Below are 21,563 nucleotides of genomic sequence, written 5' to 3' on the forward strand. Positions count from 1 at the left end.
ACCCGGCGGGCGTCAGACGGCGGCCTTCTTCAGCCGACGGCGCTCACGCTCGGACAGACCGCCCCAGATGCCGAAGCGCTCATCGTTGGCGAGGGCGTACTCGAGGCACTCGGAACGAACCTCACAGGCAAGGCAGACCTTCTTCGCCTCACGGGTGGATCCGCCCTTTTCCGGGAAGAACGATTCGGGATCGGTCTGGGCGCACAGCGCGCGCTCCTGCCAACCGAGCTCCTCGTCCGCCTCTTCGACCAGCAGTTGCTGGAACAACTCGGTCATGTGCGCCCCTCGTCTGTCTACACGTCCCCGCGCCCGCTGCCGTCGGTGAATCGGCAGAACGACACGAGTGAAATTACAAGTGTGCCGATCCGGGCCAGTCAAGCCGAGATCTGCTATTGGGCCTCTTATTCACTCTGCGGAACCAAGGTTGCGCGGAAAGTGTTCAAATCGTCCTAAACTCGACACCTTCCCCGTCCGTGCCTCAGGTCCCTCCTCTCACCTCACTGAGGAGGACGTCATCGGCGCGGGTCGCGTTGCGTGGCACGCGCGGTGTCACGGGGGCGACACGCGTTGATGCGCCGTGTCACCCGTACAACGCCCGCACAAACCTTTCTCCCTCCACAGAGACCGGATGAGGTGAACCTTGACCCGAAATGTGAGACCAAGTTGACAGCGGCGCGACGATCCGGGTCTCCTTGGTCGCATGTCAGTGACCCACGCGCCTTCGCCGACCCGTGACCACGGGTTCAGCTGCGCTGTGCGGGCTCGCTGTCGCTGTTCGAGCTGTTGATGCCTGCTGAGCTCCAGCTTTCTCCGCGTTTCTCTCGCGACGTCTCGTGCTGACAACCGTCGGACACCACCAGGTACCGCCTGATAGCGCCTGACGCCGCACCCCCCACCGCACTCCGCGTGCTTACCGCGCGCTTCCCGCCGAGGAACCCCCGTCATGAACAGCGACGTTCAGATCGCCGGTGACCCGCTCGCCATCCAGCATCTGCTGCCGCCCGTACCCGCGCACCCCTCCACCGTCTCCGGCTTCGCCGGTCTGGCCCGCACCATCGCGGCCGACCGCGACCGCTGGGCGCCCCTCGTCCAGTACGACGCCACCAGCCGCTGGTACCACCGGCTGCGCACCGGCCCCGGTTATGAGGTGTGGCTGCTCAGCTGGGTGCCCGGACAGGGCAGCGGCGCCCATGACCACGGCCGCTCCTCCGGGGTGCTGACCGTGCTCCAGGGCGAGCTCACCGAACGGGTGGGAGCGCGCGGCGCGCGGCATACGTTGCGCGCCGGCGCACAGCGCGTCTTCGCGCCCGGCTATGTGCACGACGTCGTCAACGACTCCCTCGAACCGGCCGTCAGTCTGCACATCTACTTCCCCGGGCTGACCGAGATGCCGCTCCACCCCACCCAGAACGCCGAGTTGTCCAGCGTCCCGGGGACCGGGGCGGGGTCCGGGGCGGGGTCCGAGACGCTGGACCTCCTGGGCGGCTGACTGGGCGGCTGAGCGGCCGCCCTCACCGGGACCGCCTCCGGCTGACAGACTGTCTTCATGCGCATTGTGGTTCTGGCAGGCGGTATCGGCGGCGCCCGTTTCCTCCGTGGTCTGATGTCGGCGGCTCCGGACGCCGACATCACCGTCATCGGGAACACCGGCGACGACATCCACCTCTTCGGCCTCAAGGTCTGCCCCGACCTCGACACCGTGATGTACACCCTCGGCGGTGGCATCCACGAGGAGCAGGGCTGGGGCCGGGCCGACGAGACCTTCGCCGTCAAGGAGGAGCTGGCGGCGTACGGAGTGGGGCCCGAGTGGTTCGGTCTCGGCGACCGCGACTTCGCCACACACATAGTCCGTACGCAGATGATCGGCGCGGGCTATCCGCTGAGCGCCGTCACCGAGGCGCTGTGCGCGCGGTGGCAGCCTGGGGTGCGGCTGCTGCCCATGACGGACGACCGCGTCGAGACCCACGTCCTGATCGACGATCCGGAAGGCGAAGGCCGTAAGGCCATCCACTTCCAGGAGTACTGGGTGCGCCTGCGCGCCTCCGTACCCGCCCACGCCGTCGTGCCCGTCGGCGCCGACCAGGCCAAACCGGCGCCCGGCGTCCTTGAGGCCATCGCCGACGCCGACGTCGTCCTCTTCCCGCCGTCCAACCCCGTCGTCAGCGTCGGCACGATCCTCGCCGTGCCCGGTGTGCGCGAGGCCATCGCCGACGCCGGCGTCCCGGTCGTGGGCCTGTCCCCCATCGTGGGCGACGCGCCGGTGCGCGGCATGGCCGACAAGGTGCTCGCCGCCGTCGGCGTCGAGTCCACCGCCGCCGCCGTCGCCAAGCACTACGGCTCCGGGCTGCTCGACGGATGGCTCGTCGACACCGTGGACGCGGGCGCGGTGGAGGAGGTCGAGGCCGCCGGGATCCGGTGCCGGGCGATCCCGCTGATGATGACGGACCTCGAGGCCACGGCGGCGATGGCGGCCGAGGCGCTGGCGCTGGCGGAAGAGGTGCGGGGATGAGCGGCCAGCCCTCGCGGGGCACGGGAGAACTGCCGTCGTATCAGGTGTGGGCCCTGCCCGGCATGCCCGAGGTGCGGCCCGGTGACGACCTCGCCAAGCTCATCGCCGACGCGGCGACCTCCGGCGGTCTGCCGGGGCTCGCGCACGGCGATGTGCTGCTGGTCACCTCCAAGATCGTCAGCAAGGCGGAGGGGCGGATCGTCGAGGCCACCGACCGGGAAGCGGCCATAGACGCCGAAACGGTGCGGGTCGTGGCGCGGCGCGGCCGCACCCGGATCGTCGAGACCCGCCACGGCCTGGTCATGGCCGCCGCCGGGGTCGACGCCTCCAACACCCCGTCCGGGACGGTCCTGTTGCTCCCCGAAGACCCCGACGCCTCGGCGCGGGCGATCCGGGCCGGGCTGCGGGACGTGCTCGGCGTGGAGGTCGGCGTCGTCGTCACCGACACCTTCGGGCGGCCGTGGCGGACCGGGGTCACCGATGTCGCCATCGGGGCCGCCGGGGTGCGGGTCCTGGACGACCTGCGGGGCGGAGTCGACGCGTACGGGAACCCGCTGAGCGCGACCATCGTCGCCACCGCCGATGAGCTGGCCGCCGCGGGTGACTTGGTCAAGGGCAAGGCCGCGGGGCTGCCGGTGGCTGTGGTGCGGGGGCTTCCGCAGGTGGTCAGGTTCGAAGGGCTGGACGAATCGGACGGGGCTGGTGGGGTTGGCCGGGCTGGCGGGGCTGGCGGGGCTGAAGGAGCTGATGAAGGTGCGCGGGCCCTGGTGCGTGGTGCCGCGGACGACATGTTCCGGCTGGGCACCTCCGAGGCCGTGCGGGAGGCCGTGAAGCTGCGCCGTACGGTCCGGAAGTTCACCGACGAGCCGGTGGACGGCGCGGCGGTGCGCCGCGCGGTCGCCGCCGCCGTCACCGCGCCGGCGCCGCACCACACGACGCCGTGGCGCTTCGTCCTGCTGGAGTCGGAGGAGTCGCGGACGCGGCTGCTGGACGCGATGCGGGATGCCTGGATCGCCGATCTGCGGGGGGACGGCTTCTCCGAGGAGAGCATCGCCAAGCGGGTGCGGCGCGGGGATGTGCTGCGCAAGGCGCCGTATCTGGTGGTCCCGTGCCTGGTCGCCGACGGCGCCCACACCTACCCCGACCCGCGGCGGAACGCGGCGGAGCGAGAGATGTTCGTGGTCGCGGCGGGGGCCGGGGTGCAGAACCTGCTGGTCGCGCTGGCGGGTGAGGGGCTGGGGTCGGCGTGGGTGTCGTCCACGATGTTCTGCCGCCCGGTGGTGCGTGAGGTCCTGGGCCTGGCGGACGACTGGGACCCGATGGGAGCAGTCGCGGTAGGCCGTGCGGCAACCGCCCCGCCGGCCCGGCCGGAACGCGGGGCCGAGGGGTTCGTGGTGGTGCGGTAGGGAGACGGGGGCCGGCGTTGGGTGACCGGGGCCGTGGGTTGTGCGGCGGGTTGTGCGGCGAGGTCGTGCGCGCGGGGACCGGGGGCGCGCGTTGCGCGGGGTGGGGGTGCGGGTGTGGTGGTGGTTGCTGGGGCGCGTGGTCGGTTGCGTGGGTGGGTGCGGGGGGGGCGGGGTTGCCCTGGGGTGCGCGGTCGGTTGCGTGAGTGGTCGGCCGGGAGCGGGGTTGCCCGGGGGCGCGGTCGGTTGTGTGGGGGGGTGCGGGTGCGGGGCCTCCGGGGCGGGGTCCTGGACCGTATATTTACGGCGCCGACGACAGTTGAGCGTGGGGTGGGCCGGAGATTGGCGCCACAAATACACGTAAGCGTCCAGGACCCCGCCCCTCCGACCCCGCCCCCTCCCGCCGTCTCGCGGCCACCCGCTGGTGGCCCCGCACACCTGCCCGGCGACGGGTACGCCCGGCGGCGCGGGCGCGACCCCGTCCCCTCCCGCCTCGTCGACAACCGCGCCCCGGCGGCCCCGGACACCTGCCCGGCGACGGGTACGCCCGGCGGCACGGGCGCGACCCCGTCCCCTCCCGCCTCGTCGACAACCGCATCCCGGCGGCCCCGGACACCTGCCCGGCGGCGGGTACGCCCGGCGGCACGGGCGCGACCCCGTCCCCTCCCGCCTCGTCGGCGACTCCGCACCGGTGACCCCGGGCACCTGCCCGGTGGCGGGTACGCCCAGCGGCGCGGGCGCTGGGCGGGGGTGGGTGCAACCCCGCACCCACCCGCCTCGTCGACAACCGCGCCCCGGCGGCCCCGGACATCTGCCCGGCCCCGGGTACGCCCGGCGGCACGAGTGCTGGGCAGGGGTGGGTGCGGCTCCGCCCCTCCCGCCTCGTCGACAACCGCGCCCCGGCGGCCCCGGACACCTGCCCGGCCCCGGACCTGCCCAGTGACACGGGTGCTGGACGGGGGTGGGCACGCCCCCGCATCCACCCACCTCGTCGACGCCCCCCGGTGGTCCGGACGCCTGCCCAGTGACGGGTACGCCCGGCGGCGCAGGTGCTGGGCCGAGAGTGGGTGCGACCCCGCGCCCTCCCGCCTCGTCGGCGACCGCACCCGTGGCGCCGGACGGGGGCGGAGGGCGGCTTGGGTGGGGTCGTAGGGTGGCGGCGTGTGTGTGAGACGTACCTGGAGCCCCTCGGGGCCCTACGACCTCGCGCGTAGCCTCGGCGTGCTGCAGCGCGGGCCGGGGGACCCCGCGTTTCAGGTCGGCGCGGACGGCGCGTTCTGGCGGGCGAGCCGGACGCCGGCCGGGCCCGGGACCATACGGATCGCGCGCAAGGGTGCGGAGATCGAGGGCCGGGCCTGGGGGCCGGGCGCCGAGTGGCTGCTGGACGGTCTGCCCGCCCTCCTCGGGGCGGACGACGACCCGTCCGCGTTCGTACCGCGCCACCGGCTCGTCCACGAGGCGCACCGTCGCCACCCTGGCCTTCGGCTCATCCGCACCGGGCTGGTCCTCGAATCCCTGATCCCCTCGATCCTGGAGCAGAAGGTCACCAGCACCGAGGCATACCGGGCCTGGCGGCTGCTGCTCCAGCGCCATGGCGAACCCGCGCCCGGTCCGGCCGAGCGGATGCGGATGCGGGTCATGCCCGACCCACGGGCCTGGGCTCTGATCCCCTCGTGGGAGTGGCACCGCGCGGGCGTGGACAGCAAGCGTTCCGCGACGGTCCTACGGGCCGTCCGGGTCGCCCGGCGGCTGGAAGAGGCCGCGTCCATGGGCCTCACCGCCGCCTCCGCCCGGTTGCAGCTGATCCCGGGCATCGGGCCCTGGACGGCGGCGGAGACCCTACAGCGCAGTAATGGCACCCCGGACGCGATCACGGTCGGCGATCTGCATCTGCCGCGCATCATCGGTTACGCGCTCACCGGAGAGCGGGGTGCGGACGACGAGACGATGCTCGGGCTCCTGGCCCCCTACCCGGGACAGCGCCACCGCGCGGCCCGGCTGATCCTCTTGTCCGGCCGCACCCCACCCCGTCGCGCCCCTCGTTTCGCGGTCAGGGACTTCCGGGCTATGTAGCCCCGGGGCCCGCCACCCAGGTGCGGCCGCCGACGAGACGGGTGGGCGGGTGCGGGGTCGTATCCACCCCCCAGGCACCCGCGCCGCCGGGCGGGTCCGGAGCCGGGCAGGCGTACGGACCCCCGGGCGCGGTCGCCTACGAGGCGGGAGGGGACGGGGTCGCGCCCGTGCCGCCGGGCGTACCTACCGCCGGGCAGGTGTCCGGGGTCACCGGCGGGTGGCCGCGAGACGGCGGGAGGGGGCGGGGTCGGAGGGGCGGGGTCCTGGACGCTTACGTGTATTTGTGGCGCCAATCTCCGGCCCACCCCACGCTCAACTGTCGTCGGCGCCGTAAATATACGGTCCAGGACCCCGCCCCGGAGGCCCCGCACCCGCACCCACCCACACAACCGACCGCGCACCCCAGGGCAACCCCGCCCCCGGCCGACCACTCACACAAACGACCGCGCGCCCCGGGCAACCCCGCCCCCCAGCGTTCACTGGTCCGACGAGAAGCGGACCGCACCCGCCGGGATGTCCGCCCCGCACCACACCCGTACGCCGTCCCGCAGTTCGTTGTCCGGTCCGACCAGCGCGCCGTCCCCGACCACCGCGCCCTGGAGCACCGTACGGGCGCCGATCCGTGCCCGCGCGCCGATGAGCGAGTCGCGCACCTGCGCGCCCTCCTCCACGACGGCGCCCTCCAGCACCGTGCTGCCGTCGATGCGCGCACCCGCGCCCACCCGGGCCTGCGGCCCGATGACCGTGCCGCCGGTCAGCTTGGCGTCGTCCGCGACCGAGGCGCTGTCCAGGACGAGGCGGTCGCCGCAGCGCCCCGGCACGGCCGGGGAGGGGGCGCGGCCCAGCACCAGGTCCGCGGAGCCGCGCACGAATGCCTGGGGGGTGCCGAGGTCGAGCCAGTACGTGGAGTCGACCATGCCCTGTAGATGCGCGCCCTCGGCGAGCAGACCGGGGAAGGTCTCGCGTTCGACGGAGACGGGGCGGTCGGCGGGGATGGTGTCGATGACCGAGCGGTTGAAGACGTACGCGCCCGCGTTGATCTGGTCGGTGACGATCTCCTCGGGGGTCTGCGGCTTCTCCAGGAAGGCGGTGACCCGGCCCTGTTCGTCGGTGGGGACCAGCCCGTACGCGCGGGGGTCGGGGACCCGCGTGAGGTGGAGGGAGACATCGGCCCCCGTCGTGCGGTGGTTGTCGACGAGGGCGCGGATGTCGAGGCCAGTGAGTATGTCGCCGTTGAAGATGAGCACCGGGTCGTCGGGGCCCGAACGCAGCCGGGAGGCCACGTTGCGGATGGCTCCGCCGGTGCCCAGCGGCTCCTCCTCCGTGACGTACTCCAAGTGCAGGCCGAGCGAGGAGCCGTCACCGAAGTACGGTTCGAAGACCTCCGCCAGGTAGGAGGTGGCGAGCACGATGTGCTCGACCCCTGCGGCGCGGGCGCGGGCGAGCTGGTGGGTCAGAAACGGAACGCCTGCCGCCGGGACCATCGGCTTGGGGGTGTGCACCGTCATCGGGCGCAACCGGGTTCCCTTGCCGCCGACCAGGAGGATCGCCTCTGGCGATAGCGTTGCTGGCGCTTTGGTCACGTATCGTCTCTGCTTCCTGCTGGGGCTCGCCGGTCGGCGGCCAGTGTAGGCAGATCCCCGGACCGCGCCTGATCAGCGCCCCTGTAGGCGGGCGGCGGTCTTCCGTACCGAACCGAGCTTCTTGTAAAGACGTTTCCCCGGGCACTCGGTGGCGAAGCCGTCGCGGTGACCGGCGATCACATGAAGCTTTACCTTGGCGCCCTTTTTGTACTTGTTACCGCCTCCGGACACCAGATGCGTGGTACCACGCGGATTTCGCTTGAAGAGGCCGAGTTTCCACGCGGTGAGTTTGGCGATGGCCTTCACGGCCTTGGCCGAGGGCTCCTTGGTGGAGAAAGTGCCGAGGACGGCGACGCCCATGCTGTTGGTGTTGAAGCCCAGAGTGTGCGCTCCGCGTACGGCTTTGGTCACACCCCCGGAGCGGCCTTCGTAAATCTTTCCGCACTTGTCGACGGTGAAGTTGTAGCCGTAGTCGCGCCATCCCAGGCTCTTCACGTGGTAGCGGTAGATACTGCGCAAAACGGAGGGCGCCTGGGAGCAGCTGTACGTATTGCCCGTGACGGTGTGATGGATGAAGGCCACCTTGACGGTCTTGCTGTAGACGTGGCCCTTTTCGCGGATCTTCTCGTCGGCGCCCCAGCCCGCGCGGGTGATGATGCGGGGCCGCGGCGCGGTGTGGCGGGCGGCGTTCGCCTTGGTTTCCACCTCCGCCGGGAGTGCGCCGGCGGGCTGGGTGGACCCGGCGGGCTCGGTGGACTCAGTGGGCTGGATGGAGGGCTTCGAGGACGGTTTCGGAGAGGGCTTCACCGAGGGCGGCTTCGAGGACGGCTTCGGAGAGAGCTTCACCGAGGGCGGCTTCGAGGACGGCTTCGAGGAGGGTTTCGGGGACGGCTTCCCGGGCCATCCGGACGACGGCGACGGGCTCACGGGCCGTCCCGACGACGGCTTCCCGGGCCGTCCCGCCGCCGGCTTCCCCGGCCCTCCCGCCGACGGTTTCGCGCCCGGCCCGGCGCCCCCCGGCGTCGGCGCGGGATGTGCCGGAAGGGCGCGAAGCGCGGCGCGGCCCGGAGGCGGCGGCGGAGCCTCGCCGGGGTCGACCAGCTCCAGCCGGAGTCCGGCGGGCAGGGCCGCCGGCCGCCCGCCCTCACCCGCGGTCGCCGCTGGAGCCTCCTCGCCCGGCTCCCGAGCTTCCTCGCCTGTCCCCCGAGCCCCCTCGCCCGCACTCGCCTCCCGAGCGCCCTCGCCCGCTGCCCGCGCCCCCTCGTCCGTCGCCGGCTCGCCCGTCGTCCCCTCGCCCGTCGCAGGCTCGTCCGTCGCCCCCTCGTCCGTCGTCCGCTCGGGCCGGATCCGCGCCTGGACGCCGTCCGAGGCGCCGACCCACAGCGGTGCCGTTCCGCCGCGGGCCCGTGTGCCGCGGTGTTCGGGCGAGTCGGGATCGGGGGCCTCGTCCCCGTATGGCAGCAGTTCGCGCCAGGGGGACCACTCGTCGCCGCCGACCGCGCGGGTGCGGACCTGCACCCGGGCGCGGAGGGCGGCGGCGGACTGGTCCCAGACGACGCCGACGAGCGAGAAGGGCCGCACGCTCGGCGCGGTGACGCCCCGGTCGCCCGCGTCGCCGCCTGGCGCGGCCACGCTCCGGTCGAGTCCGCCCGCCGCGAGCGGGAGGAGCGGCAGCGACTGCGTGGAGCCGGAGGTGGCGGTCCGTTCGGCCCGCTCGGCGCGGGCGTGGGCGGGGCCCGGATGCAGGGCGAGGGGGAGGGCGAGGGCGGCGGTGCACGCGACGCCGATCGAGGATGCCAGATACACACGCATGATTGAAATCGTCTACATAAGGGGACAAACATGTCCATTCGGAAGAGCCGCCACGTCGCGGACCGTTCGATGACCCGGGCCTCACCGACCCCATCCGCACCGCACCTTCGGCGCGTAGGCTTGCGCGGGTGAACGCCACCGATCGCACCCCCGCCGACCTGCTGGGATCCGCGCTCGCCGCGGATCCGTCCCGCCCGCTCGTGACCTTCTACGACGACGCCACGGGCGAACGCGTCGAACTGTCCGTGGCCACCTTCGCCAATTGGGTGGCGAAGACCGCCAATCTGCTCCAGGACGATCTGGCCGCCGCACCGGGTGACCGGTGCGCGCTGCTGCTGCCCGCGCACTGGCAGACCGCCGTGTGGCTGGTGGCCTGCTCCTCGGTCGGGGTCCTCGTCGACTTCGGGGGCGACCCGGCCTCCGCCGACCTCGTCATCAGCGGCCCGGACACCCTCGAGGAGGCGCGGGAGTGCTCCGGGGAGCGGGTGGCACTGTCGCTGCGGCCGCTGGGCGGCCGGTTCCCCCAGCTGCCGGAGGGGTTCGCGGACTACGCCGTGGAGGTGCCCAGCCAGGGCGACCGCTTCGCCCCGTACTCCCCGGTGGACCCGGAGACGCCCGCGCTGGCCGTCGGCGGTCTGGAGCTGACCAGCGCGGAGTTGGTGGAGCGGGCGCGCGCCGACGCCGCCGCGCGGGGGCTCGGGCCCGGTTCCCGGATCCTCTCGGGGCTTCCGTACGAGAGCTGGGAGGGGCTGTCGTACGGGCTGTACGCCCCGCTGGCCGCCGGTGGTTCGGTGGTGCTCTGCCGCAACCTGGACCGGCTGGACGAGAAGGGGCTGGCCGAGCGCACGGAGAGCGAGCGGGTCACCGCCACCGCACCCTGAAGCCGCCCCCCACCCGGAAACCACCGCCACACCCTGAAGCCGCCCCCCACCCCGAAAGCACCACCCCCACCCCAAAACCGCCCCACCCCGAAAGCACCACCCCCACCCCAAAACCGCCCCACCCCGAAACCGCCCCCACCCTCAAACCGCCCCACTCCCCGAGGCCTCGCCCTCATCCCCACCCTGACCCGTCCGGCGGACCGGAGGGCCGAGCCCACGGGCCAGGGCGCCTGCCCCGCGCGATGATGCACGGATACGTACAACCATGTGCGGGGTTCGCATGTCTGTTCCGTTAATCGGTATCCCGGTAATCGGCATCCCGGCATGCGAAGCCGCTCCGCCCCGCGGGCGGGAGACGGGTGGGAGGACGCGGACGTGACGACTGACGACCCTGAGCCCGCCCCGAGACGCAGGCGTCGCTGGCCGCGCGTCCTCGCCCTGGGCGGGGCCGTGCTGGTGCTGTCGGTCGCCGGGGCGGGGTGGTGGTTCTACGAGCACCTCGACGGCAATATCCGCACCGATACCCGGACCGCGAACGAGCTCAAGAAGTACGAGGCCGAGCGCCCGGTGTCGGTGGTGCGGGACGCGCAGAACATCCTGCTGATCGGCTCCGACAACCGGGGCGGCGAGGGCAACGGCGCATACGGCAGGGACACCGGCACCCAGCGTTCGGACACCACGATCCTGCTGCATCTCCAGGCCGGCGGAAAGAGCGCCACCGCCGTCTCCATCCCCCGCGATCTGATGGTGGACGTGCCGGCCTGCGACGGGCCGGACGGAAAGCGGACCCAGCCCCGGTTCGCCCAGTTCAACTGGGCATTCGAATTCGGTGGTGCGGCCTGCACGATCCGCACCGTGGAGAAACTGACCGGGATCCGCATCGACCACCACGTGATCGTGGACTTCAACGGCTTCAAGCGGCTGGTGAACGCGGTCGGCGGGGTGGAGATGTGCCTGAAGGAGCCCGTCGACGACGCCGACGCGCATCTGAAGCTGCCCGCGGGGCGTCAGGTCCTCCGCGGGGAACAGGCACTCGGTTATGTGCGCGCCCGGTACAGCATCGGCGACGGCAGCGACACGGAGCGTATCGGCAGGCAACAGGAGTTCATGGCTTCACTTGTGAAGAAAATGCAGAGTAATGGTGTGCTGCTCAATCCGGCGAAACTGTATCCGGTACTCAACGCGGCGACGTCCTCGCTGACCACCGATCCCGGGCTCGATTCGCTCAAAGATCTGTACGCTCTGGTGCGCGGTGTGCGGGACATCCCGCGGGAGAAGATCCACTTCCTCACGATTCCCCGTCAGCCGTATACGTACAACAAGAACCGCGACGAGCTGGTCCAGCCCGACGCCGACCGGCTGTTCCGGCAGTTGCGGCTGGATCGCCCGGTGTCGGTGGCCCGTACCGTCACGGCGTCGACGAGCGGCGACCCGAAGGCCGGCGACGGCAGCCCCTACCAAGGGACGACCGCGGCTCGCGGCATCTGCGAGTAGCGGCGTCCGGGAGCGGCGACATCTGCGAGTAAACGCACCATAAGAACGAGCTGTGAGTCGTGAAGGATCGGATAAGGATTGGGCAGATTGCCCAGTTGTAGGGAAGTGGAATCTGTCACCGGCGTCGCTTGACGCTGATCTGGACGGATAGTGTGAGCGATCCGGTGCGCTCTACGAGGTGGCCGCGCACTGCACAGGAAGACGGATGGAGCGCCTTGAGGGGGAGGCGCCGCGTGGCACCGACGGAGGACACAGGCGACCGTGGACGCGCAAGGCCCTGGCGGGGCGGGTGACTTCGACCCAGCCGATCAGTGGGTGTTCGACCCGAACACGGGCAACTACGAGCTGCGGCTGAACCCTGCCGAGACATCGGCGGACACCACCGAGCTGCGAGCTGTCTCCAGATCGTCGAGCGAGGACGAGGCCACCGACTCCGAGCCCCGAGGGCGCCGACGAGCGGCCAGGCGGGAGAAGGAGAAGGAAACCGGCCCGGTCAGCCGTCGCAAGCCGAAGCCGAAGAAGTCGAAGGCGAAGAAGGCGCTCTACTGGGGCAGCGGCACCCTGGCCTTTCTGCTGGTGGGCGGCTCGGCCGCGGCGTACTTCATCTATCAGCACCTCAACAACAACATCAGCAAGGTCGATGTCGGCGAGAACAACGCCGCGGTCTCCGACGGACCGATGAACATCCTGCTCATCGGCACCGACCGGCGCGACGGCAAGGGGAACGAGGGGTACGGCGACGCGGGGAGCGTCGGGCACGCCGACACCACGCTGCTCTTCCACGTCTCCGCGGACCGGTCCAACGCGACCGTGCTGTCCATCCCCCGCGACATGATCACCGACATCCCGGACTGCCGTACGAAACAGAAGGACGGCTCGTTCAAGACCATCCCGGGCGAGTCGGAGGTGCGCTTCAACACCAGCCTGGGCCAGGAGGGGCGCGACCCCGGCTGCACCTGGCAGACGGTCGAGAAGCTGACCGGGCTGGAGATCAACCACTTCATGATGGCCGACTTCAACGCCATCAAGGAGATGTCCACGGCGGTCGGCGGGGTCGAGGTGTGTCTCGCCAAGGACATCAACGACCCCAAGTCGCACCTGAACCTCACCAAGGGCCGCCACACCATCAAGGGTGAGGAGGCGCTGGCGTTCGTCCGGACCCGGCACGCCGTGGGCTTCGGCGGCGATCTGGACCGGATCAAGCTCCAGCAGCAGTTCCTGAGTGCGCTGATGCGCAAGATGAAGTCCAGCGGGACGCTCACCAGCCCCGGCAAGATGTGGGACCTGGCCCAGAGCGCCACCAAGGCGCTCACCGTGGACACCGGGATCGGCACCGTCTCCAAACTGGCCTCGCTGGGGAAGAACCTGAGCAAGGTCGACCTCAAGAACGTCACCTTCGCGACCGTCCCGGTGGTCGACAACACCGACGGTGCGACCGTGCTGCTCGACAAGACCAAGGCCGAGCCGCTGTTCGCCATGGTCCGTCAGGACGTGTCCCTGACCGAGGTCAAGAAGAAGGAGAAGGCGGAGAAGGACAAGCAGGCGGCGCGGCTGAAGGGGACGAAGGCCGACCCCGCCGATGTGCGGGTCAAGGTGCTCAACGGCAGCGGGCAGTTCGGCGCCGCCCAGGAGACCGTCGACTGGATGCAGAACACCGAGGGGATGATCCGCACCAGCAACGGCGGAAACGCTCCGTCGGAGCTGAAGAAGACGACCCTGGAGTACGCTCCCAACCAGGCCGACCAGGCGCGTCGGCTGGCCGACAGCATGGGGCTGCCCGCCTCCGCCATGAAGGAAGGCACGAAGGACGCCGAGCCGATGGCGGAGATGACCCTGACGCTCGGGGCGGACTTCAAGGGCGCCGGCACTCCGATCTCCGCTCCGAGCAAGGCGCCGAAGGACATTCAGAGGGTCGAGGCCGACGACAAGAACGTCTGCGCCAAGTGACCGTCATCGGCCGGCGGAACCACCCTCGTCCATCGGGCCGGACGACGAAGACAACGGGGAGGGCCCGATGCGGCAGAGCAGTGTGCGGGGGGAGAGAGACCGGCGGTCCGCCGTCCCCGAGCCCCGCGAGGACGGCGAGGACAGTGCGGACGGCGCGGACGGCGGACCGCCGGAGGGAGCGGGTCCCGCGGCGGGGAAGGCGGGGCGCGGCCAGGACGGCCCACGACGGCCGAAGCCGAAGAGGAGTCGCGGCGTGCGCATCCTGCGCTGGAGCGCGCTGACGCTGGCCGTACTGATACTCGGCGCGGCCGGGGCCGGCTACTTCTACTACCAGCACCTGAACGGCAATCTGCGGAAGGCGGAGCTGGACCTCGGCGACAGCAAGATCGGCAAGCCCGAGCCCAACGCCGCCGGCCAGACCCCCCTCAACATCCTGCTCATCGGCTCCGACAGCCGGAACACCGCGGAGAACGTCAAGCTCGGCGGCGCCAAGCAGGACGCGGACCGCAAGCCGCTGGCCGATGTGCAGATGCTGGTGCACGTCTCGGCCGACCGCAGCAATATGTCGGTGGTCAGCATTCCGCGCGACACCCGGGTGACCATCCCCCAGTGCACCGACCCGGACGACGGCACGGTGTACCCGAAGACCGAGGGGGCCATCAACCAGTCGCTCCAGCACGGCGGTCCGGGCTGCACGGTCGCCACCTGGAAGGAACTCACCGGCGTCTACATCGATCACTTCATGATGATCGACTTCTCCGGGGTGGTCTCGATGGCCGACGCCATCGGCGGCGTTCCGGTGTGCGTGGACGGCAACGTCTACTCCCACGACAGCAAGGGCCACGGCTCCGGGCTGAAGCTGACCAAGGGCACCCACAACGTCAAGGGCGTCCAGGCCCTCCAGTGGCTGCGCACCCGCTACGGCTTCGAGGACAACAGCGACATCGGCCGGGCCAAGGCCCAGCACATGTACATGACCTCGATGATCCGCCAGCTGAAGTCGGGCACCAAGCTCAGCGACCCGGGCAAGCTGATGGACCTCGCGGAGGCCGCCACCAACGCGCTGACCGTCGACCACGGCCTCGGCACCGTCAAGAAGCTGTACGACCTGGGCAACGACCTCAAGCGGGTGCCGACCAAGCGCACCACCATGATCACCATGCCCTGGGAGTACGGCGGCGGCGGGCAGTACGTCCTGCCCAAGCCGGGCGACGCCGAGCAGACCTTCGCGCTGCTGCGCAACGACACGGCGCTGGACGGCAAGGACAAGAAGAAGCCCGACGCGACCCCGGCGCCCACCGCGTCCAAGGAGGAGCTCCCGGTGGTGGTGCAGAACGGCACCGCCAGCACCGTCCTGGGGCCGGTCTCCGGCCGGGCCTCGGTCATCACCTCCGAGCTGGTGCGGCTGGGCTACGCCAAGGCCACCGCGAACACGGTGCTCGTCTCGCAGGCCGACACCACCGTCCTCTACCCGAGCGAGGCCGAGCAGGGCGACGCCCTGGCCGTGGCCAAGGCGCTGAAGCTGCCGACGTCCGCGGCGAAGTCGTCGAAGTCGGTGCAGGACGTCACCGTGGTGGTCGGCAACGACTGGCGCGAGGGCACCACCTATCCGAAGGCGGCGACGGACGACGGCGACAGCGACAAGGCGCCCAAGAGCGCGGACGCCCTCAACGGCGAGGAGAAGAGCTGTATGAAGGTCAACCCCAACTACACCTTCTGAGCCGTCACGGCACGGCGAAGGGGCCGGACCCGGCACGCGGCACGGGTCCGGCCCCTCGGCGTCCGGGCGGACGGGGCGGCTACGGGGCCATGACCGCCGGGCGGCGGCTGGCGATGACCTTCTTGGCGAGCGCCCGCGGGCTGGTCAGGAAGCCCCAGCCCCAGGACATGTGCATGGTCGCCAGCGCCACCGGGATCTGCAGCCGGGCCTTCACCGGCAGCCCCTTGCCCGCCGGGACCGAGCCCGCGACGATCGCGGCCAGATAGCCGCCCGGGATCACCAGGCCCCACGGGGTGACGGCCACGCCCACCACCAGGCCCGCCGCGATGGCGGCGACGGCGGTCGGCGGGGCGAGGTAGCGCATATTGATCGAGCCCTGGTGGAAGCGGGCGACGACATGGCGCCAGCGTCCGTAGTCCTTGTACTGCTTGGCCAGCGCCCGCACGTTCGGCCGCGGCCGGTAGGAGACCTTCAGCTCGGGCGAGAACCAGACCAGTCCGCCGGCCTCGCGGATCCGGAAGTTCAGCTCCCAGTCCTGGGCGCGGATGAACTCCTCGTTGTAGCCGCCCTGCCGCTCCAGCGCCTCGCGCCGGAAGACCCCCAGATAGACGGTTTCGGCGGGGGCCGCGGCACCGCCGGTATGGAAGGCCGCGTTGCCCACTCCGATCTTGGAGGTCATGGCGGCGGCGACGGCCTTCTCCCAGTCGTTCTCGCCCTCGGCGAACATGAGCCCGCCGACGTTCTGCGCGCCGGTCTCCTCCAGGAGCCGTACCGCGGTCGCGATGTAGTTCGGCGAGAGCATGCCGTGACCGTCGACCCGCACCACCACCGGGTGGCGGGACGCCTTGATCGCCGCGTTGAGGGCGGCGGGGGTGCGGCCCGTGGGGTTGGGCACCGTATGCACCCGGGGGTCCTCCGCCACCAGTTCGGCGGCGATCTCGTCGGTACGGTCCGTGGACGGGCCGAGCGCGATCACCACCTCCATCTCACCGGCGTACTCCTGCTCCAGGATGTGCCGCACGGCATTGCGCAGATGGCGTTCCTCATTGAGTACCGGCATGATCACGGAGACGGCCGGGAGCTGATGCGGGGGCATGGCACCTCGGGGTTCGGGGGCGGCCGGCCCCAGGAGACTGGGGTGGGGCCCCAAAGGACTGCGGTATCCCGCCCACGTTACCGCGAACGGTGGACACCGGAGCGCGCCGCCCGGGTGGCAGCGCGGGGCAGGGGCGGCGTGGGGCCGCCGGAGCGATCGTCGTATCGGCCTACGGTGAGGCGGTTCCGCCCAGCCCGCCCGCTCCCGGAGGTCTCCTCAAGTGAGTGCACCGGCCCGGCCACCGCGCCCGTCCCGCCCCCGCTCCCGCCGCCCCCGCTGGGGGCTGCGGCTGGCCACGGGCGGCGCCTGTCTGGTGCTGGCGGTCAGCGGCATCGGGCATCTGCTGGTCCGGGAGCTGGAGACCGGGATCCACCGGGTGGATGCCTTCGGCGGCCTGGACAACCGGCCGAAGAGCACCGGCGGCGGCGTCAACTTCCTCGTGGTCGGCACGGACGGACGGGAGAAGATCACGCCACGGGAGAAGGCGCTGTACCGGCTGGGCGGAGCCCCCTGTCACTGCACCGACACCTTGGTGCTGCTGCATCTGTCGGCCGACCACCGCCGGGTCAGCGCGGTCAGCCTGCCGCGCGACTCGTACGCCGAGATCCCCGCGTACACCGACGCCGCCGGCGTCCGCCATCCCCGGCATCCGCGCAAGCTCAACGCCGCGTACGCCGAGGGCGGGCCGAGCCTGACCGTGCGGACCGTGGAGCATCTGACCGGAGTGCGGGTCCACCACTACCTCGAGGTCGACTTCACCAGCTTCATGAAGACCGTCGATGTGATCGGCGGGGTGAAGATCTGCACCACGCGGCCGCTCAAGGACGACCACACCGGGCTGGACCTGCCCGCCGGCACCCATGTCCTGGACGGCGGCCAGGCCCTGCAATACGTCCGCTCCCGGCATGTCGACGGCACCTCCGACCTGGGCCGGATCAAGCGCCAGCAGCGCTTCCTGGCCGCCGTGGTCCACCGGACCACGACCGGTGGCATCCTGCTCAATCCGGTGCGGTTCAACCAGGTGACCGGGGCCCTGCTGGGCTCGGTCCGCGCCGACCACGGCCTCGAAGCGGCGGACCTGGTGGCGCTGGGCCGGGCGATGCACGGCGTCACCCCCGCGTCCTCGGAGTTCGCCTCGGTCCCGGTGATCCTGCCCGGCGTTCCCCTGAAGGGGGCCGGCTCCACGCTCCGCTGGGACCGGGCCAAGGCCAAGCGGCTCTTCACCGCCTTCCGCGAGGACCGGCCGCTCGTCGCCCGCCACCCGAAGCGGCCGGGGGCCACGACGGTCGAGGTGGCTCCGGGCCGGGTCCGGGTCCGGGTGTTCAACGGCACCGACACGCCGGGGCTCGCGGCCCGCGTGAACCGCGCGCTGCACGCCGCCGGCTTCGCCACCACCGGCTCCCCGGCGGACGCCGCGACCCCCGACGTCCGGCACACGGTGATCACGTACGACCCGGGCTGGGACCGCTCGGTGCGCTCGCTGGCGGCCGCGCTGCCCGGTGCCCAGCTGAAGCCGGTGACCGGGCAGGGGGCGGTGATGCGGGTCACGGTCGGCACGGACTACACGGGCGTACGGCCGGTCCGGGCCGAGCAGCCGCCGAGCGGCGAGAGCGGCTTCGGGGCCGTCACCGGCGACGAGGTCACCTGCCCCGAGGGGGCCGGCCGCTCGCTCTGAGCGCCGGTCGGGGCACGGTCCGCTACGGCCGGTCGGCGTCGTCGGCGGCCTCGGGGCCCTCGGGGCGCCGGGCGGCGCGCTGGGCGCGGAGCTCCTTGATCGCGCGGCGGCGGGCCAGCCGGTGGGTCCGCCGGATCTCGGCCTCCTGGTAGCGCCGCTTGTCCCGCTCGGTCTCCGGGATGACCGGGGGCACGGGCCGGGGCTTGCCGTCGGCGTCGACGGCCGCGAAGACCAGATAGGCGCTGCCGACCTGGGTGGCGGGCGTGGACTCGTTCCACCGCTCGGCCAGCACCCGCACCCCGATCTCCATCGAGGACCGGCCGGTCCAGTTGACCTGGGCCTTCACATGGACGAGATCGCCGACCCGGACCGGTTCGAGGAAGGCCATCTCATCCATCGACGCGGTGACCGCGGGCCCCTCGGAGTGGCGTCCGGCGACCGCCCCGGCCGCGTCGTCCACCAGTTTCATGATCACGCCGCCGTGCACGGTCCCGAGGAGATTGGTGTCACTGCCCGTCATGATGTGTGACAGCGTGGTACGAGACGCGGAGGTGGGCTTTCCCAGAAGCTCCGGTTCCGCACCCTGGGCCTGATTGGTCATGCCGTCCACCTTATGCGGACCGGATTCTTATCAGGTCTGCAACAGCCGTGCCGCGATCCCGCCCCCGCCCTGTAAGGCGCCCCACCCGACCAGGCACACTGCCTTGCATGAGCGAATGGCCCCAAGGAAGGACCGGCGACGGCAGCGGCCGGTATGGACGTGGCAGCGGCAGCGCCGAACCGGAAGGGGCGCGCGCCATGCCGCAGGTGAGACGCGCGGCACCGGGTGCGGGCGGTCCCCCGCCGCACCCCGAGCCGCCGCTGCCGCCCGAACTCTCACCCCGCGGCACCATTCCGCGGCAGCAGTCGTCCCACGGTCATGACGACTACGACGACGGCTACAACACCGGGCAGGTCTACGGCCACGGCCACGGCGGACCGGGCGGCCGCGGCCCCGGAGGCCCCGGCGGACCGGGCGGCGGCTCGCGCCCGGTGAGGCCGAAGAACTGGAAGCGCCGGATAACCATCGGCCTGGTCACCCTGATCGTCCTGCTGCTCGCCGTCGGCATCGGCACCTACTTCTGGGCCGACTCCAAGCTCCGCCGCGAGGTCGACCTCAACAAGGTCGAGGACCGGCCGGACGGCGGCAAGGGCACCAACTACCTGATCGTGGGTTCGGACAGCCGCGAGGGCATGTCCGACGACGAGAAGAAGCAACTGCACACCGGCTCGGCCGACGGCAGGCGCACCGACTCGATCATTATCCTGCACGTCGGTGACAACGGGAACACCATGGTCAGCCTGCCGCGTGACTCCTGGGTCACCATCCCGCCGTTCACCGGACCGGACACCGGCAAGCGCTACGGCCAGTCGCAGAACAAGCTCAACGCCTCCTTCTCCATGGCCGGCCCCGAGCTCCTGGTCCGCACCATCGAGTACAACACCGGGCTGCACATCGACCACTACGCGGAGATCGGCTTCGGCGGCTTCGCCAAGATCGTGGACTCGGTGGGCGGGGTCGAGATCGACGTGCCCCAGGACATGAAGGAGAAGCACGCCGGCACCGACCTGAAGAAGGGCAAGCAGACCCTGAACGGCCAGGAGGCGCTCGCCTTCGTGCGGCAGCGCTACGGTCTGGCCGGCGGTGACCTGGACCGCACCCGGAACCAGCAGAAGTTCCTCTCCGCGCTCGCGGACAAGGCCGCCACGCCCAGCACGGTCCTCAACCCGTTCAAGCTCTACCCGACGATGGGCGCGGGCCTGGACTCGCTGATCGTGGACAAGGACATGAGCCTGTGGGACGTGAAGGACATGTTCTTCGCGATGAAGAGCGTCTCCGGCGGTGACGGCAAGCAGATGAACATGCCCGTCTCCAACCCCGGCCTGGCCACTTCCAAGGGCAGCGCGGTGCAGTGGGACATGACCAAGGTCAAGCAGCTGGTGGGCGAGCTGAAGAACGACGAGAAGGTCACCGTCTCCGGCAACTGACCCGGCCGTCGTAACGAAAAGGCCGCCGAAAAGGCCGCCGCCGGACCCGACCGGGTCCGGCGGCGGCCTTTTCGTTTCGGCCTTACGGCAGGTTGCGCGCCATCACGATGCGCTGGACCTGGTTGGTGCCCTCGTAGATCTGGGTGATCTTGGCGTCCCGCATCATCCGCTCCAGCGGGTAGTCGCGGGTGTAGCCGTAGCCGCCGAGCAGCTGGACGGCGTCCGTGGTGATCTCCATCGCGGCGTCGGAGGCGTAGCACTTGGCCGCGGCGCCGAAGAACGTCAGGTCCTCCTTGCCGCCTCCGGCGGCCACGCGCTCGGACTTGGCCGCGGCCGCGTAGGTGAGCTGCCGGGCCGCCTCCAGCTTCATGGCCATGTCGGCGAGCATGAACTGGACGCCCTGGAAGTCGCCGATCGGCTTGCCGAACTGCTTGCGCTCCTGGACGTACCCCTTGGCGTAGTCCAGGGCGCCCTGGGCGATGCCGAGGGCCTGGGCGGCGATGGTGATCCGGGTGTGGTCGAGGGTCTTCATCGCGGTGGCGAAGCCGGTGCCCTCCGCGCCGATCAGCCGGTCGGCGGGGATGCGGACGTTGTCGAGATACACCTCACGGGTCGGGGAACCCTTGATGCCGAGCTTCTTCTCCGGGGCTCCGAAGGACACGCCCTCGTCGGACTTCTCGACGACGAAGGCGGAGATGCCCTTGGAGCGCTTCTCGGGGTCGGTGACGGCCATCACCGTGTAGTACTCGGAGACCCCGGCGTTGGTGATCCAGCGCTTGACGCCGTTGAGGACGTAGGAGTCGCCGTCGCGCACCGCCCTGGTCTTCATCCCGGCCGCGTCCGAGCCCGCGTCCGGCTCGGAGAGGCAGTAGGAGAACATCGCGTCGCCCTTGGCGAGCGGGGCCAGGTACTTCTTCTTCAGCTCCTCGGAGCCGGAGAGGATCACCGGCAGCGAGCCCAGCTTGTTGACCGCGGGGATCAGCGAGGAGGAGGCGCAGACCCGGGCGACCTCCTCGATGACGATCACGGTGGCCAGTGCGTCGGCGCCCGAGCCGCCGTAGGACTCGGGGACGTGCACGGCGTGCAGATCGTTGCCCACCAGGGCGTCGAGCGCCTCCTGGGGGAACCGGCCCGCCTCGTCGACCTCGGCGGCATAGGGGGCTATCTTCGCCTCGGCCAGCGAGCGGACGGCGTCACGGAGCATGTCGTGCTCCTCGGACGGCCGGTACAGGTCGAAGTCGTTCACCGAGGACGCCAAGCCTCTCACTCCCCAAGAGTGCTAACTACCGTTAAGTAACTGAATTCTAGGGGCGCCGTCCCGATAGGTATAGGTGAGGTACCC

Annotated in this window: 16 protein-coding genes; 10 read left to right on the forward strand and 6 right to left on the reverse strand. The window is 71.3% G+C overall.

From position 1 onward, the window contains the following. Positions 1–12 precede the first annotated feature (12 nt). Positions 13–276: a WhiB family transcriptional regulator gene (locus tag PS467_RS17415; protein WP_004952403.1), complete on the reverse strand. Its 264-nt coding sequence runs from the start codon at positions 274–276 to the stop codon at positions 13–15. 667 nt (positions 277–943) lie between these two features. On the opposite strand from PS467_RS17415, the gene PS467_RS17420 reads away from it, so the two are divergent. The 4 genes from PS467_RS17420 (at position 944) to PS467_RS17435 (ending at position 5,985) form a co-directional block, all read left to right on the forward strand. Beyond that, positions 944–1,489 carry a cysteine dioxygenase gene (locus PS467_RS17420; protein WP_311036067.1) on the forward strand — a complete coding sequence of 182 codons (546 nt, stop codon included), beginning with the start codon at positions 944–946 and terminating at the stop codon, positions 1,487–1,489. A 57-nt stretch (positions 1,490–1,546) separates the two neighbouring features. Beyond that, positions 1,547–2,509, forward strand: coding sequence for a 2-phospho-L-lactate transferase (gene cofD, locus PS467_RS17425; RefSeq protein WP_268972479.1), 963 nt, complete (start codon positions 1,547–1,549; stop codon positions 2,507–2,509). Then, a complete protein-coding gene (locus PS467_RS17430; protein WP_311036068.1) occupies positions 2,506–3,915 on the forward strand; it encodes a coenzyme F420-0:L-glutamate ligase in 1,410 nt (469 codons plus the stop codon). Before cofD ends, PS467_RS17430 begins: the two co-directional genes overlap by 4 nt. Positions 3,916–5,073: 1,158 nt before the next feature. After that, positions 5,074–5,985 (forward strand): DNA-3-methyladenine glycosylase family protein, encoded by a 912-nt coding sequence (locus PS467_RS17435; RefSeq protein ID WP_311036069.1) that lies wholly within the window; start codon positions 5,074–5,076, stop codon positions 5,983–5,985. Between the two features lie 476 nt (positions 5,986–6,461). On the opposite strand, the gene manB is transcribed toward PS467_RS17435, so the two are convergent. Next, a complete protein-coding gene (gene manB, locus PS467_RS17440) occupies positions 6,462–7,568 on the reverse strand; it encodes a mannose-1-phosphate guanylyltransferase (protein ID WP_268972482.1) in 1,107 nt (368 codons plus the stop codon). 72 nt (positions 7,569–7,640) lie between these two features. Beyond that, on the reverse strand, positions 7,641–9,380 hold the full coding sequence (locus PS467_RS17445; RefSeq protein ID WP_311036070.1) for a peptidoglycan recognition protein family protein: 1,740 nt from the start codon (positions 9,378–9,380) through the stop codon (positions 7,641–7,643). A 128-nt stretch (positions 9,381–9,508) separates the two neighbouring features. Here PS467_RS17445 and PS467_RS17450 point away from each other — a divergent pair, with 128 nt between their 5' ends. The 4 genes from PS467_RS17450 (at position 9,509) to PS467_RS17465 (ending at position 15,422) form a co-directional block, all read left to right on the forward strand. Next, the gene (locus tag PS467_RS17450; RefSeq protein ID WP_268972484.1) at positions 9,509–10,261 is read left to right on the forward strand and encodes a TIGR03089 family protein; all 753 of its coding nucleotides are present in this window, start codon (positions 9,509–9,511) and stop codon (positions 10,259–10,261) included. A 324-nt stretch (positions 10,262–10,585) separates the two neighbouring features. Continuing rightward, positions 10,586–11,755, forward strand: coding sequence for an LCP family protein (locus PS467_RS17455; RefSeq protein ID WP_432280596.1), 1,170 nt, complete (start codon positions 10,586–10,588; stop codon positions 11,753–11,755). 261 nt (positions 11,756–12,016) lie between these two features. Then, a complete protein-coding gene (locus PS467_RS17460; protein WP_311036071.1) occupies positions 12,017–13,702 on the forward strand; it encodes an LCP family protein in 1,686 nt (561 codons plus the stop codon). Between the two features lie 67 nt (positions 13,703–13,769). Further along, positions 13,770–15,422, forward strand: coding sequence for an LCP family protein (locus PS467_RS17465; RefSeq protein WP_311036072.1), 1,653 nt, complete (start codon positions 13,770–13,772; stop codon positions 15,420–15,422). A gap of 79 nt (positions 15,423–15,501) precedes the next feature. On the opposite strand, the gene PS467_RS17470 is transcribed toward PS467_RS17465, so the two are convergent. Then, on the reverse strand, positions 15,502–16,518 hold the full coding sequence (locus PS467_RS17470; protein WP_311036073.1) for a glycosyltransferase family 2 protein: 1,017 nt from the start codon (positions 16,516–16,518) through the stop codon (positions 15,502–15,504). Positions 16,519–16,738: 220 nt separating this feature from the next. On the opposite strand from PS467_RS17470, the gene PS467_RS17475 reads away from it, so the two are divergent. Further along, a complete protein-coding gene (locus PS467_RS17475) occupies positions 16,739–18,193 on the forward strand; it encodes an LCP family protein (RefSeq protein ID WP_311036074.1) in 1,455 nt (484 codons plus the stop codon). Positions 18,194–18,215: 22 nt separating this feature from the next. Here PS467_RS17475 and PS467_RS17480 read toward each other — a convergent pair whose 3' ends face one another. Continuing rightward, positions 18,216–18,794, reverse strand: a complete 579-nt coding sequence (locus PS467_RS17480) for an acyl-CoA thioesterase (RefSeq protein WP_311036075.1) — start codon at positions 18,792–18,794, stop codon at positions 18,216–18,218. A gap of 107 nt (positions 18,795–18,901) precedes the next feature. On the opposite strand from PS467_RS17480, the gene PS467_RS17485 reads away from it, so the two are divergent. Beyond that, complete coding sequence (locus tag PS467_RS17485) at positions 18,902–20,221, forward strand: LCP family protein (RefSeq protein ID WP_311036076.1); 1,320 nt, start codon at positions 18,902–18,904, stop codon at positions 20,219–20,221. Positions 20,222–20,303: 82 nt separating this feature from the next. On the opposite strand, the gene PS467_RS17490 is transcribed toward PS467_RS17485, so the two are convergent. After that, positions 20,304–21,479: an acyl-CoA dehydrogenase gene (locus PS467_RS17490; RefSeq protein ID WP_311036077.1), complete on the reverse strand. Its 1,176-nt coding sequence runs from the start codon at positions 21,477–21,479 to the stop codon at positions 20,304–20,306. Positions 21,480–21,563 lie beyond the last annotated feature (84 nt).

The organism is Streptomyces luomodiensis (assembly GCF_031679605.1).
GTDB classification, from domain to species: Bacteria; Actinomycetota; Actinomycetes; order Streptomycetales; family Streptomycetaceae; genus Streptomyces; species Streptomyces luomodiensis.